At 75.6% G+C, this 12363-nt stretch carries 15 protein-coding genes; 8 read left to right on the top strand and 7 right to left on the bottom strand.

The window, feature by feature from the left end; translation table 11 throughout:
* Positions 1 to 191: 191 nt before the first annotated feature.
* Entirely contained in the window at positions 192 to 1487 is a 1296-nt protein-coding gene (locus ACFY0X_RS17145) for a serine hydrolase domain-containing protein (protein ID WP_387755120.1), read from the top strand.
* Between the two features lie 113 nt (positions 1488 to 1600).
* Positions 1601 to 2137: a gamma carbonic anhydrase family protein gene (locus ACFY0X_RS17150; protein ID WP_387755122.1), complete on the top strand. Its 537-nt coding sequence runs from the start codon at positions 1601 to 1603 to the stop codon at positions 2135 to 2137.
* Positions 2138 to 2154: 17 nt separating this feature from the next.
* Here the strand turns inward: ACFY0X_RS17150 and ACFY0X_RS17155 are convergent, their stop codons facing one another.
* Positions 2155 to 3348, bottom strand: coding sequence for an MFS transporter (locus tag ACFY0X_RS17155; protein ID WP_387755125.1), 1194 nt, complete (start codon positions 3346 to 3348; stop codon positions 2155 to 2157).
* 167 nt (positions 3349 to 3515) lie between these two features.
* On the opposite strand from ACFY0X_RS17155, the gene ACFY0X_RS17160 reads away from it, so the two are divergent.
* The 4 genes from ACFY0X_RS17160 to ACFY0X_RS17175 all read left to right on the top strand — a co-directional run bounded on the left by ACFY0X_RS17160 (position 3516) and on the right by ACFY0X_RS17175 (position 5409).
* Positions 3516 to 3761 carry a DUF2277 domain-containing protein gene (locus ACFY0X_RS17160; protein ID WP_387755128.1) on the top strand — a complete coding sequence of 82 codons (246 nt, stop codon included), beginning with the start codon at positions 3516 to 3518 and terminating at the stop codon, positions 3759 to 3761.
* A gap of 15 nt (positions 3762 to 3776) precedes the next feature.
* The gene (locus tag ACFY0X_RS17165; protein ID WP_387755130.1) at positions 3777 to 4013 is read left to right on the top strand and encodes a DUF6296 family protein; all 237 of its coding nucleotides are present in this window, start codon (positions 3777 to 3779) and stop codon (positions 4011 to 4013) included.
* Positions 4014 to 4166: 153 nt separating this feature from the next.
* The gene (locus ACFY0X_RS17170; RefSeq protein ID WP_387755133.1) at positions 4167 to 4451 is read left to right on the top strand and encodes a DUF427 domain-containing protein; all 285 of its coding nucleotides are present in this window, start codon (positions 4167 to 4169) and stop codon (positions 4449 to 4451) included.
* Between the two features lie 46 nt (positions 4452 to 4497).
* Positions 4498 to 5409, top strand: a complete 912-nt coding sequence (locus ACFY0X_RS17175) for a hypothetical protein (protein WP_387755135.1) — start codon at positions 4498 to 4500, stop codon at positions 5407 to 5409.
* Positions 5410 to 5521: 112 nt separating this feature from the next.
* Here the strand turns inward: ACFY0X_RS17175 and ACFY0X_RS17180 are convergent, their stop codons facing one another.
* The 6 genes from ACFY0X_RS17180 to ACFY0X_RS17205 form a co-directional block, all read right to left on the bottom strand.
* Positions 5522 to 5860, bottom strand: a complete 339-nt coding sequence (locus tag ACFY0X_RS17180) for a hypothetical protein (protein WP_387755138.1) — start codon at positions 5858 to 5860, stop codon at positions 5522 to 5524.
* A 104-nt stretch (positions 5861 to 5964) separates the two neighbouring features.
* Positions 5965 to 6129: a hypothetical protein gene (locus tag ACFY0X_RS17185; protein ID WP_387755140.1), complete on the bottom strand. Its 165-nt coding sequence runs from the start codon at positions 6127 to 6129 to the stop codon at positions 5965 to 5967.
* A gap of 151 nt (positions 6130 to 6280) precedes the next feature.
* Positions 6281 to 7495 (bottom strand): cytochrome P450, encoded by a 1215-nt coding sequence (locus ACFY0X_RS17190; protein ID WP_387755142.1) that lies wholly within the window; start codon positions 7493 to 7495, stop codon positions 6281 to 6283.
* A gap of 63 nt (positions 7496 to 7558) precedes the next feature.
* Entirely contained in the window at positions 7559 to 7795 is a 237-nt protein-coding gene (locus ACFY0X_RS17195) for a ferredoxin (protein WP_387755145.1), read from the bottom strand.
* 241 nt (positions 7796 to 8036) lie between these two features.
* Complete coding sequence (locus tag ACFY0X_RS17200; RefSeq protein WP_387755147.1) at positions 8037 to 9581, bottom strand: ATP-dependent DNA ligase; 1545 nt, start codon at positions 9579 to 9581, stop codon at positions 8037 to 8039.
* A 382-nt stretch (positions 9582 to 9963) separates the two neighbouring features.
* Positions 9964 to 10404 carry a hypothetical protein gene (locus ACFY0X_RS17205; protein ID WP_387755150.1) on the bottom strand — a complete coding sequence of 147 codons (441 nt, stop codon included), beginning with the start codon at positions 10402 to 10404 and terminating at the stop codon, positions 9964 to 9966.
* Positions 10405 to 10575: 171 nt separating this feature from the next.
* Here ACFY0X_RS17205 and ACFY0X_RS17210 point away from each other — a divergent pair, with 171 nt between their 5' ends.
* Complete coding sequence (locus ACFY0X_RS17210; protein WP_387755152.1) at positions 10576 to 11055, top strand: GNAT family N-acetyltransferase; 480 nt, start codon at positions 10576 to 10578, stop codon at positions 11053 to 11055.
* A 115-nt stretch (positions 11056 to 11170) separates the two neighbouring features.
* Positions 11171 to 12166 carry a CAP domain-containing protein gene (locus tag ACFY0X_RS17215; RefSeq protein ID WP_387755155.1) on the top strand — a complete coding sequence of 332 codons (996 nt, stop codon included), beginning with the start codon at positions 11171 to 11173 and terminating at the stop codon, positions 12164 to 12166.
* Positions 12167 to 12363: the final 197 nt, after the last annotated feature.

Consider the following 12363-nt stretch of genomic DNA (forward strand, 5'->3'; position numbering starts at 1 on the left):
TGGTCCCGGAGCCGTACCCCGAGCCGTCCCGGGGTACGGCTCCGGGTTCGTTCGGGGTTCGCTCCGGGTCCGTTCCGGGTCGGACACCGACCAGCGGCCGACGACCGCCGCCCGGATCCCTGACACGGTGTCAGAGGCCGGGGCCCGTAACCCGGTCGACCGCCGCCACGACCCAGACCAGGGAGACCGGCATGACCGACGCCCCGACCACTCCGACCACCCGGCGCCGCCGACCGGCCCTGCGCACCGCCGTCGCGGCCGCCGTCGGCGCGGGCCTGCTCCTCGCGCTCGCCCCCGCCGCCGCCGTCGCCCGGCCCGCCGCCGGACCGGGCACCGCCGACTGCGGCGGCCCGCACGGCGGCCGCGCCACCGGCGCCGCCCGGGCCGGCGCCGTCGCCACCCCGGAGCGCCGCGCCGACTGGGAGGCCGCCGACGCCGCCCTCGCCGGGATGACCGGCCCCGGCTACTCGACCTCCGCCCTCGGCGCCGTCCGCGAGGACGGCCGGCTGGTCTGGCGCAACGCCACCGGCGTCACCGAACTCGACGGCGCGCCCGCCGACCCCCGGGGCTCCTTCCGGATCGGCAGCGCCACCAAGCCCTTCGTCGCCACCACGCTGCTCCAGCTGGTCGGCGAAGGGCGGCTGGACCTCGACGACCGCCTGGAGTGCCTGCAGCCGGGCATCGTCCCGAACAGCACCGCGATCACCGTCCGGCAACTGCTCAACCACACCAGCGGCGTCGCCGACTACACCCAGGACCCGGCCTTCGACTTCCGGCGCCCGGAGTGGCTCGACGGCGGCCGCTTCAAGCACTACGGCCTCCGGGACCTGGTCGACATCGCCAAGCGCTACCCGCCCGCCTTCCCGCCCGGCCAGGACTGGCAGTACTCCAACACCAACTACATCCTGATCGGGATGATCATCGAGAAGCTCACCGGCCGCGGCTGGAACGAGGAGGTGACCCGCCGGATCATCCGCCCGCTCGGCCTCACCGGCACCTGGATGCCCGGCGACTCGCCCTTCCTCCCCGGCCCGCACGCCCACGGCTACTACAAGTCCGGCACCGGCCCGGTCGACGTCACCCTGTTCAACCCCTCGATGGCCGGCCCGTCCGGCGCCGGCGTCTCCACCACCGCCGACCTCACCGCCTTCCTCCACGCCCTGCTCGGCGGCCGCCTGCTGCGCCCCGCCGAACTCGCCGCCATGCGGCAGACCACCGACCACGGCGAGGGCCGGACCTACGGCCTCGGACTGCAGCGGCTGGACACGCCCTGCGGCTCCTTCTGGGGCCACGCCGGCGGCATCCCCGGCTACAGCACCATGCTGCTCGGCTCGGCGGACGGCAGGCGCGAGTTCGCCGGGAGCGCCACCGTCTACGACGCCCCGGACGAGCCCGCCAACGCGGCCTGGCAGAAGGTCTTCGTCACCGCCCTGTGCGGACCCCGGCCCGGAGCCGCCGGAACCGACCTCGCCCGCACGGCGCCGTGACCGACCCCCTACGCTGACCCGCGACCCGGGGGCACGTCCGGCGACCGGCGCCGCGCACCCGGCGGCAACCGTCGGACCCGCCCCACCGGCCACCGTCACCAGGAGGACGAGACATGGCAGAGCCGCTGATCGCCGCCGTCGCGGGCAGGACACCCGCCGTCGACCCGGGCGCCTTCGTGGCGCCGAACGCCGTCGTGGTCGGGAACGTCGCCGTCGCCGCCGGCGCGAGCATCTGGTACGGCGCGGTGCTGCGCGGCGACGCCGAGTCGATCAGCGTCGGCGCGGGCAGCAACATCCAGGACAACTGCACCCTGCACGCCGACCCCGGCTTCCCGCTGGTGGTCGGCGAGCGGATCTCGGTCGGCCACAACGCCGTGCTGCACGGCTGCACCGTCGAGGACGACGTCCTGGTGGGCATGAACGCCACCGTGCTCAACGGCGCCCGGATCGGCACCGGCTCGCTGGTCGCGGCCGGAGCGGTGGTGCCGCAGGGCATGGTCGTCCCGCCCGGCTCGCTGGTCGCCGGCGTCCCGGCCAAGGTCCGCCGCGAGCTGACCGAGGACGAGAGGTCGGGCATCAAGGCCAACGGCGCCGGCTACCAGCTGCTCGCCGACGCCCACCGGGAGGCCCAGGAGGTCCAGGAGGTCTAGGAGCCTCCCGGAGGGCCTCAGGCCGTGGCGATCGCGGCCGCCGCCGGTTCCGCCGCCACCGGGGCGGGCCGCCGGCGGTCGGCCACCCAGGCGAGCACCGCGATCAGCGTCCCGGCGGCGGCCAGGCCCGCGCCGACCAGCGTCGGCGAGGTCCAGCCGAACCCGGCGGCCAGCGCCAGCCCGCCGAAGTACGCGCCCTGGGCGTTGGCCAGGTTGAAGGCGCCCTGGACCGTCGCCGAGGCCAGGGTCGGCGCGCTGCGCGCCTTCTGCAGCACCAGGGTCTGCACGGCCGGCACGATGGCGAAGCCGAACAGCCCGATCAGCACCACCGTGACGGCCGCCGACCAGCGGGCGTGCGCGGTCACCGAGAACAGCGCCAGGGTGGCGGAGAGCAGCACGAAGGCCACGCAGACGGTGGGGCGCAGCGCCCGGTCGGCGGCGAACCCGCCCAGCACGTTGCCGATCGTCATGCCGACCCCGAACAGCGCCAGCACCAGGGTCACCGAGCCGGTGGCGTACCCGGAGACCTCGGTGAGCAGCGGCGCGATGTAGCTGTAGCAGGCGAAGAAGCCGCCGCAGCCGAACACCACGGTGGCCAGCGCCAGCCAGAGCTGCCCGCTGCGCAGGGCCCGCAGTTCGTGCCGCAGCCCGGACTGGCCGGGGGAGGGGAGTGCGGGCACCAGCCGGGCGATGGCGGCCGTCCCGGCGGCCGCGATCAGCACCACCACCAGCATGGTCGCCCGCCAGCCCAGGTGCTGGCCGAGCAGGGTCGCGGCCGGGACGCCGACGATGTTGGCGACGGTCAGCCCGGAGAACATCACGGCCACCGCCCGGGCCCGCCGGTCCGGCGCGACCAGCTCGGCCGCCGCCACCGCGCCGGCCCCGAAGAAGGCACCGTGCGGCAGCCCGGTGACCAGCCGGGCGGCGGCCAGCGTCCAGAACTCCGGGGCCAGCGCACACAGCAGGTTGCCGGTCGCGAACAGCCCGGCCAGCGACACCAGCACCGCCTTGCGCGGCCGCCCGGCGGCCAGCGCGGTGAGCAGCGGCGCACCGACGACCACGCCCAGCGCGTACGCCGAGATCAGCCAGCCGGCCTGGGGGATGGACACGTGCAGACTGTCGGCGACCTGGGGGAGCAGCCCCATGGCGGCGAACTCGGTGGTTCCGATGGCGAACGCGGTGACGGCCAGCGCGAGCAGCGCGAGAGGCAAGGGGATGACTCCGGAGTGACGCCGACGGACCAAGGGAGCGCGCGGCGGGGGGATGAGGAGAACGGATTCGTTCGTCCGGCATCCTAATCCGGTCGGATGGCGTCGCCGTGAGGTGCGGGTGACGAACGGGGGTCGCCGACGCGGCTCCCGCGCGCGAGACTGGGAGCATGTGCCGCAACATCAAGACGCTGCGACCCCCCGTCACCCCCGACGCCGACGAGGAGGACTTCCACGCCGCCGCGCTGCAGTACGTCCGCAAGGTCTCCGGGTTCCGCGCCCCCGCGGCGCACAACCGGGAGGCCTTCGACCGCGCGGTGGAAGCGGTGGCGGAGGCCACCGCCCGGCTGCTGGCCGAGCTGGAGGTCCGCGGCTCGCACACCCGGGCCGCCGAGCCCGCCGAGGCCGTCGGGTAGGCAGGAGCAGGTGCGATGAACCCCGCCGAGCGCTACGCCCTCACCTTCCCCGGTACCCCGGGCACCCAGGCCCCGCAGGACGTCGTGGTGGTCAGCCGCACCGACGCCGCGGGCCCGGGCGGCCACCCGGTGTACGAGGACGAGAGCGGGATCGTCCGGGCCGAGATCAGCGACGCCGGCGAGGTCCGGATGCTCGCCAGCGGCGGCCACCAGAGCCCGCACGTGCCGGTGCACGCCCAACCGCTGCCCTGACCGCCGGTGCCCTGCCCGAGGCTGCCGTGACCGGCGCGGCACCGACCGCTGCCGTGCACCGACCGCTGCCGTGCGCCGACCGCCACGGTGCGGACCGTCGGTCCGTGCCGGGAAGCGCGGGCGCGGCCTCCCCGAGTCGGGCACAATCGCCATATGACCACAGCGAGTTGGCAGGGCGTCGTCATCGCCGAGAGCGACGACACGGTCGTCGTCGAGGGCAACCACTACTTCCCGGCCGAGGCGGTGCGCAGCGAGTACCTGCGGCCCTCGGACACCACCACGGTGTGCGGTTGGAAGGGCACCGCCGACTACTACACCCTGGAGGTGGACGGGCGGACCAACCCGGACGCCGCCTGGTTCTACACCGACCCGAAGCCCGAGGCCGAGCACGTGCGCGGCCGGGTGGCCTTCTGGCGGGGGGTGGAGGTCGTCGAGTAGGCGGCCCCGGTCGGTGCCGTCGTCGCGAAAGGGGTACCGGATTCCCATGGCAGTCTTCCGCAGGCCGGGCCGCTCCCGGCCGTCCGCCGAGCCCGAACCGACGGCGCCCGATCCGACGGCACCCGATCCGGTGGTGCCCGTCCTGACCGAGCGGCTCGTCGAACTGGTCGAGGAGTCCGAGCAGCCCGTCGGCAGGGGCCCGGGCGCCGAGTACGCGGCGAAGCAGCGCGGCCGCGGCCGGGCCGTGGTGCTGCACGGCGCCCGGCTGCTCGGCCACGGCGGCCGGGCCGCCGCCAGGGGAGCGGCCAAGGGCGCCGCGTACGGCGGCAAGGCCCTGACCGAACAGCTGGTGCAGGCCGCGCCGCGGATCCCGGTGCGCGACCTCGCCACCCTGCGGGCGCAGCACCCGGGGGCGGCCTTCCCTGAGGAGCTGGCCGACGTGCTGGTCACCGGCGCCGTCCGGGCCTCCAGCGCGCTCGGCGCGGGCGTCGGCGCGGCGGCGATGCTGCCGGTGCCGCCCGCGATGCCGCTGGAGATCGCGGCCGAGACGCTCGCGGTGGCGGCCGTGGAGGTCAAGCTGATCGCCGAGCTGCACGAGGTCTACGGCATCCCGGCGCAGGGCACCGCCACCCAGCGGGGCGGCGCCTACCTCGGCGCCTGGGCCAACCGCCGCGGGATCGACGCCGGCCTGCTGGTCCGGCCGGCCGGCTTCGCCGCGCTGGCGATCAGCTCGGAGGTGCGCCAGCAGGTCCGCCGCCGGCTGACCCGCAGCTCGCTGCGCCACCTGCCGGCGGTCACCCCGCTGCTGGTCGGCGCCGGCATCGGCGCCACCATGAACCGCCGCGACACCCGCCGGCTGGCCGACGAGGTGCGCGAGGACCTGCGCAGGCGCCGCCCGGCGGACGGCGCCTACTGGGCCGCGGCCGCGCCCGCCCCGAAGGGCGGCACGGCTCCGTAGCGGCGGGGAGTGCCGGGAAACGGCGCGCCCGGGACCGGTCACCGGTCCCGGGCGCGCCGCGCTGCCGCTGTTCCCCGAGGTTCCTGGAGAGGTTCCCGGAGGTTCGGGTTTCCTAGGGTTTCGGCAGTGCCGGGGCACCCGCGCCCCGGCCGGCCTTGACGCCGTTCACCATCGCCTGGTGGATCGCCCGTGCGGTGGTCTCGTCGTCCGCCGGCACCGGGCTGCCGGCGACCGTGTACCAGTCCAGCGCGCCGGTGTACTGGACGGTCAGCCTCGCCTCGCCGTCCACCCACGTGGTGTGCACGGTGAGGTCCCCGGAGATCGGACCGATCTCGGTGGTGGTCACCCCGCCGGGGCCGCTGATGATCGATTGGGTGGTCCAGGTCGCCCACGACGCGCGCGGGTCCGCGGGCGGCCGGGCCTGGCGGTTGCCTGGGTCGTGTTCGGTCATGCGCCTATCCTCCCCCCGCGGGTGGTCCGCCGTCGGAGCGGCGGCACCCGCGGTCGCGGCGACCGCCCGGTCCCACCGGGCGGTCGAGTCGGTACGGCGGACGGTCAGCCGCGCCGGCCGGGTTCGTCCAGGATGGGGCTGCCCTCCGCCTGGGAGGTGTCCTGCGCGTGCAGGTTCTGCATCGAGGGGATGCCCTCCTCGGGTTCCGCGGCGCGGATGTCGTCGTCGTCCTCGGTGCTCACCTTGGACCGGTCGCTCATGTCGGTCATCGCGGGCTCCGTCTCCTTTGGCCGGCCGGGGCGCGCCGGGCCGGAGGCGCGGCGGGGCCGGTGGTGTCTCTTCGCCCCTCCAGCCTGCCCCCGCCCCGGCGCGGGGGCCAGCCGGGTGACCCGCGAAGCGTCCGCCGGCCCCGCTCCGCGGTCACCAGGTGACGGGCAGCGACCGCATGCCGTAGATGAACGAGTCGGTGCGGAACGCCAGCTCGGCGCGCGGCACCGCCAGCCGCAGCCCGGGCAGCCGCCGGAACAGCGTCGCCAGCGCGATCTGGAGCTCGGCGCGGGCCAGCGGCTGGCCGAGGCACTGGTGCACGCCGAAGCCGAAGGCCATGTGCCGCCGGGCGTCCCGGTCGAGGTCCAGCTCGTCGGCCGGCAGCCGGCCGGGGCCGCCGAACACCTCCTCGTCCCGGTTGGCGGTGGAGAGCATCGCGATCACGCCCTCCCCGGCCCGGACCGTCGTGCCGCCCAGCTCCACGTCCTCCAGCGCCACCCGGGGCACCCCGGTGTGGACGATGGTGAGGTGGCGCAGCAACTCCTCCACCGCGCCGGGCAGCGCGGCCGGGTCGGCCAGCCTGGCGACCTGCTCGGGCCGGTCCAGCAGCAGGGCGGTGGAGAGCGCGATCATGTTGGCGGTGGTCTCGTGCCCGGCGATCAGCAGCAGGATGCCGGTGGCGGCGGCCTCGCGCGGGGTGAGGTCGTCCCGGGCGGCGAGCCGGCTGAGGATGTCGTCCCGCGGCTCCTCCCGCTTGCGGGCCGTCAGCGCCTCCAGGTACTGAAGCAGCTCGTCCTGGGCCTCGAGCAGCCGCTCGAGCGTGCTGGTGTTGCTGAGCAGGGTACGGCTGACGCTCTGGAAGAACTCGCGGTCCTCGTACGGGACGCCGAGCAGCAGGCAGATCACCAGCGAGGGGACGGGCAGCGCGAAGTCGGCGACCAGGTCGGCCTCGGCGCGGCCCTCGGTCATCGCGTCCAGCGCCTCGTCCACGATCCGCTGGATGTCCGGGCGCATCGCCTCGACCCGTTTGACCAGGAAGTCCCCGGTGACCATCCGGCGCAGCCGGGCGTGCTCGGGGTCGTCGAGCCGCAGGAAGGTCGGGTTCTCGGCGATCCGTTCCCGGCTGCCGGCGACCAGCAGCGGGAAGGACGGGTGGCGCACGTCGGCGCTGAACCGGCGGTCGGACAGGATGGTGCGGACCTCGGCGTAGCCGGTGGCCAGCCAGCAGGACTCGCCCCCGGGCAGGTCGGCGCGGGTCAGCGGGGCGGTGGCGGCGGCCTCGGTGTACGCGGGCGGCGGGCCGAACGGGCAGCCGGCGGAGTGCGGGGCCGGGAGCGGGACGGCGGGGGCGGTGGGTGTGCTCGTCAAGGCGGGGTCTCCTTGCGTCGCGATGGTTCTCCGGTGGGGGTGGTGTGGTGGCCGGACGGCCCGTCAGACGGGCTGTGCCCCGGCCTGCTCGGCCGCTGCCGGCTCGTCCTCGACCACGGTGATCGCGCCGCCCGGGCAGAGCTGGGCGGCCAGTCTGAGATCGTCGAACTGGTCCGGCCGGAAGGTGGTCTGACGGAGTCTCACCAGACTGTCGTCGTCGTCCTGGTCGAAGACCTCGGGAACGTTCGTGACGCACATCCCGGAGCTGCAGCAGCGGTCCCGGTCGACACTCACCCGCATGGTCGGGCACCTCTCGCCAGTGCGCCGCCGGCTGCCCGGCGGCCGCCTCCCGTTGTCATTGCCAACCTAACCGCCGCTGATCCGTCCACGGAGGGTGCGGTGGCGGGATCGCCGAGAATGGCCGATTCGGTTCGCGCCGGAGCGGCCGGGTGGCGGGGCAGGTTTGAATCGACGTCACCCGGGCGAGCGTCGGGTGCCGCAGCCCCTTCCCTCGGCTCTCCTCACCCGGCCCCGACCCGGCTCACAGCCCCTCGGCGGCGGCGATCTCCCGTACGGTCGCGACGGTGTCGGCCTCGTCGGCGGCCTTGTCCGGCCGGTAGCGCACCACCCGGGCGAACCGCAGGGCGAGGCCGGCCGGATAGCGGGGGCTGCGCTGCAGCCCGTCGAACGCGATCTCGACGACCAGTTCCGGCCGGACCCGCACCGTCCAGGCGTCCCGCCCGGTCTCCCGGGCCAGCAGTTCGGCGGTCTGCCAGGCGAGCGTCTCGTCGGTCAGGCCCTTGAAGGTCTTGCCCAGCATCACCCACGGGCCCAGCCCCGGCTCACCCGCCGCCCGGGCGCCCAGGTGCAGGTTGCTGAGGAAGCCGTGCCGGCGCCCGCTGCCCCACTCGGCGGCCAGCACCACCAGGTCCAGGGTGTGCCGGGGCTTCACCTTGATCCAGCCCGCGCCGAGCCGGCCGGCCGCGTACGGGACCGCCGGGTCCTTCACCAGCACGCCCTCGTGGCCGAGCGCCAGCGTCTCGCGGAAGAAGGCCAGCGCCCGGTCGCGGTCGCCGGTCTCGACCCGGGCCACCCGCAGGCCGTCCGGCACCGCCTCCTCCAGCGCCGCCCAGCGCTCCCGGCCGGGGCGGTCCACGAGGTCCTCGCCGTCCCGGTGCAGCAGGTCGAAGAAGTAGGCGTCCAGCGGGACTTCGGCGCGCAGCCGGTCCGGGTCGCGCCGGGAGGCGGTGCGCGCGGCGGTCTCCTGGAACGGGCGCGGCCGGCCGTCCGGACCGAGCGCGACCGCCTCGCCGTCCAGCACCGCCGAGCGCAGCGGCAGCGCCAGCGCGGCCTCGACCACCTCGGGGACGCGCGCGGTGATGTCGTCCAGGCCGCGGGTGAACACCGCGACCTCCGTGCCGTCCCGGTGCACCTGCAGCCGGATGCCGTCCAGCTTCCACTCCAGCGCGGCCGGACCGGTGCGCTCCAGCGCCGTGGCCACGTCCGGCGCGGAGGCGGCCAGCATCGGCCGCACCGCCCGTCCGACCTCCAGCCGGAACGCCGCCAGTGCCGCCTCCCCGCCGGTCAGCGCCGCCTCCGCCACCGCCCGGGCCGACCCGCGGAACATCAGCGCCCGCCGCACCGCCGCCGCCGGCACCCCGGCCGCCTGGGCGACGGCGTCCCCGACCACGGCGTCCAGCGCCCCCTGCCGCAGGTCCCCGACCAGCACCGCTCGCAGGAACCCCTGCTCCACCTCTGTCGCCCGGGCGAACAGCCCGTGCAGCAGCCGCCGCCGCTCCGCCTGTGCCCCCGCCCCGTGCACGCCGGCGATCCGCTCCAGCTCCCGCTCCACCTCCCGCACACCGAGCGACGCCTCCACCGCGGGCTCCGGCAGCCCCCGCAGCGCCGCCGGCCCGATCCCGGTCCGCAACCGCTGCGACTCCCCGGACAGCAACGCCACCGCCGCCGGCCCGTCCACCGGCCCCAGGCCCCGCAGACACCCGGCCAGCAACCCCGTCTTCGCCCGCCGCCCCGCCTCCGCCGCCACCTCCCGCGACACCGACGCCAACCGCGACAACCCCGCCACACCACCACCTCCGCCCTCAGCATCGGCCCCCACCCCGCCCCCCGCACGGCGGCCCCGCCCCTGGGGCCGGCGGTCGCACCGCCGACGCCGCCCGGGGCGTGCTCCGCCAGTAGGGGGACGCGAGGACGACCGGGCAGGACGCCCGCCCACCTGCCCGGGTCGCCACGTGCCGCCCTCCGTCTGCACTTCCGCAGCAAGGCGGACCCAGCTCCGGGCCGGGGTGCCGGGAGCCTCCCGGGCGGCCCCGGTGAGGGGCTACCCCGGATCGGCACGGCTACGCCGGCCGCTGTTCCTCCACCTGATCGGCGTAGGAGTCGCTTCCCCTCCTCGACCGCCTCTGCCGGCAGGGAGCCTTCGGGCCCAGGGCGGCGACGGCCGCGCGCTATGAACTGCGAAGTACGGGATCGATCTCCGCCAGGATTCCGTGCAGCTGACGAGCCCCCAGGGCGACCCGATCGTCGCCGTCCCGCGACATCTCCTCACACAGCCGCATCGCGGCGTCCCGGTCGTCGGAGAAGATGCCGAACACGTCGTGGACGGCGGTGTGGATCCAGTCGGTGTGATGCGGACCGGCGACGGCCAGCGCGGACGCGACTACCGTCAGCCCGGCTCCGTCCTTCCGCCGGAGCAGGGCTTCCACGGTCCGTCGGGTGACGAAGGTGTCACCCGGGTCGAGCACGAGCTCCAGCAGTGGTCCCACGGCCTCCCACATCTCGGCGAACCCCGCGAGGCCGTGACCGGCGTCCGCCCGGTCGCGGTGGTCGTGACTCCGCCCGAGTTCTCCGAGCGCCACGACGGTCGCGTGCCGCAGGCCACTGTCCATCTGCTCGTCCGCCCCTCCTGCGGTTCCGGGAAAACTACCATCGGGGCGCTTCGGCAAGGTGCCGCGGTGGCGTGGGGGGTGGGCGGTCTTGGCCGGGGCGGTGGTCGGCGGCGGGGTGACGGGGCGGCATGCTGAGGGCTCGCATTCGCCCGCTGAGCGACGGAGACCGAGATGAGTGAGACCCCCACGACCCGCTGGAGCGTCGGCGCGCCCGAGCCCGGTGACTACGCCGCCTGGCGTGAACTCTTCCGTGGGTACTGCGAGTTCTACCGGGTGCCGATACCGGAGGAGAAGGCCGAGCTGGTGTGGTCCTGGCTGATGGACCCGGGGCACGAGCTGGCGGGCCTACTGGTCCGGGACGGGGACGGTGGACCGGTCGGGCTCGCCCACTACCGGCCGTTCGCGCGACCGTTGCACGGGGCGGTCGGGTGCTTCCTGGACGACCTGTTCGTCGCGCCGGAGGTCCGGGGCGGCGGGGCGGTGGACGCGCTGTTGGGCCGCCTGCGGGAAATCGCGGCGGAACGCGGGTGGAACACCGTCCGCTGGATCACCTCCGAGGACAATTACCGGGCCCGCGGCAAGTACGACCAGGTCGCCACCCGGACCAGGTTCCTCACCTACGACATGGCTCCGGAGGCCCCGGTCGGCTGAGGTCGCGGCCCGACCGCCGGACATTCGTTCGGAATTTCTGTTATCGGCGCCCCGCCGGGAGGTCTCCCCAGTGTCGGCACCCGACCAGTCGACCCGGAACAGAAAGCGTGGCCACGTGAACAGCGACGACAGGACGACCATCCTCCCGGCGATCGGAGGCGGCGCCGGCGACGACAGCGGGAGCGGAACCCGTGGCCGCTCGGGCGGCCGGGCGGCGCGGCGGGCTGCCGAGCGGCACGCCGGCCGGGGGCGGCGGGCGCGGCGGCGCGGCGGGATCGTGCCGGTCACCGCGGTCGTCGCCGCCGTGGCCGGTACCGGGCTGTTCGCCGCGCTGGCCGGCGCGGGCTACGCGGCGTACGGCGGCAAGCAGACCGACCGCGACATGGCCGGCCAGTCGCTGGCCGCCGACGCGCTGATCTCCGCGGAGCTGGGCACCCACGAGGGCATCCAGGTGCCCGGCACCGGGGGGACGAACCCGGACGTCCCGCCGCCGGCCGCCCCCGCTGCCCCCACCACGGACCCGGCGGCCGTCCCGAGCGCCCTGGCCGCGCCGACCGCGACCGCTCCGGCCGCCCCGACGGCCGTGGCCGTCGCCACCCCGACCGCCGTCCCCACCCCCGCGGCCTCCACGGTCAAGCCGACCCCGAGCGCCACCCGCTCCGCCACCGCCGCCCAGCCCGCGCCCAAGCGGGCCACCGCGGCCCCGCCGGCGGGCGGGGGCGCGTCTCCGTCGTACGCCCAGCAGGTCGTGGACCTGGTCAACGTCGAGCGTTCCAAGGCCGGCTGCGGTCCGGTCAGTGCCGAGCCGCGGCTGGCGAGCGCGGCCCAGTCGCACAGCGACGACATGGCCGACCGCGGCTACTTCGACCACGCCAGCCCCGAGGGCAACCACGCCGACCACCGGATCGAAGCGGCCGGCTACAGCTGGAGCACCTGGGGCGAGAACATCGCCCGGGGCCAGAAGGACCCGGCCGCGGTGATGGTGTCCTGGATGAACAGCCCGGGCCACCGGGCCAACATCCTGAACTGCTCGTTCAAGCAGCTCGGCGTGGGCGTGCGGACCGGCACCAACGGCCCGTGGTGGACCCAGGTGTTCGCCGCCCCGGCGTGAACCGGCCGCGGCTCGCACCCGACGGCTCCGGTTCTCCGGGCCCCGGCCCGGTCTGACCCCCGGACCGGGCCTGCCGATCCGGGCTGATCGTTCCGGTCCGATTTTCCGATTCCGTGCACATTGTTGTTATCTGATCACTCCCCACGGGTCTCCGAGGAGGCAGCGGCGGACGGAAACACGGCAAGACGGAGTGCGGA

Source organism: Kitasatospora sp. NPDC001547, from assembly GCF_042894165.1.
In the GTDB taxonomy this organism is placed as follows: domain Bacteria; phylum Actinomycetota; class Actinomycetes; order Streptomycetales; family Streptomycetaceae; genus Kitasatospora.

What these genes read in the sequence shown, in the direction of transcription:
- ACFY0X_RS17145 (WP_387755120.1), top strand. Translation starts at nt 192, where the DNA reads ATGACCGACGCCCCGACCACTCCGACCACCCGGCGCCGCCGACCGGCC.
- ACFY0X_RS17150 (WP_387755122.1), top strand. Translation starts at nt 1,601, where the DNA reads ATGGCAGAGCCGCTGATCGCCGCCGTCGCGGGCAGGACACCCGCCGTC.
- ACFY0X_RS17160 (WP_387755128.1), top strand. Translation starts at nt 3,516, where the DNA reads ATGTGCCGCAACATCAAGACGCTGCGACCCCCCGTCACCCCCGACGCC.
- ACFY0X_RS17165 (WP_387755130.1), top strand. Translation starts at nt 3,777, where the DNA reads ATGAACCCCGCCGAGCGCTACGCCCTCACCTTCCCCGGTACCCCGGGC.
- ACFY0X_RS17170 (WP_387755133.1), top strand. Translation starts at nt 4,167, where the DNA reads ATGACCACAGCGAGTTGGCAGGGCGTCGTCATCGCCGAGAGCGACGAC.
- ACFY0X_RS17175 (WP_387755135.1), top strand. Translation starts at nt 4,498, where the DNA reads ATGGCAGTCTTCCGCAGGCCGGGCCGCTCCCGGCCGTCCGCCGAGCCC.
- ACFY0X_RS17180 (WP_387755138.1), bottom strand. Translation starts at nt 5,860, where the DNA reads ATGACCGAACACGACCCAGGCAACCGCCAGGCCCGGCCGCCCGCGGAC.
- ACFY0X_RS17185 (WP_387755140.1), bottom strand. Translation starts at nt 6,129, where the DNA reads ATGACCGACATGAGCGACCGGTCCAAGGTGAGCACCGAGGACGACGAC.
- ACFY0X_RS17195 (WP_387755145.1), bottom strand. Translation starts at nt 7,795, where the DNA reads ATGCGGGTGAGTGTCGACCGGGACCGCTGCTGCAGCTCCGGGATGTGC.
- ACFY0X_RS17205 (WP_387755150.1), bottom strand. Translation starts at nt 10,404, where the DNA reads ATGGACAGTGGCCTGCGGCACGCGACCGTCGTGGCGCTCGGAGAACTC.
- ACFY0X_RS17210 (WP_387755152.1), top strand. Translation starts at nt 10,576, where the DNA reads ATGAGTGAGACCCCCACGACCCGCTGGAGCGTCGGCGCGCCCGAGCCC.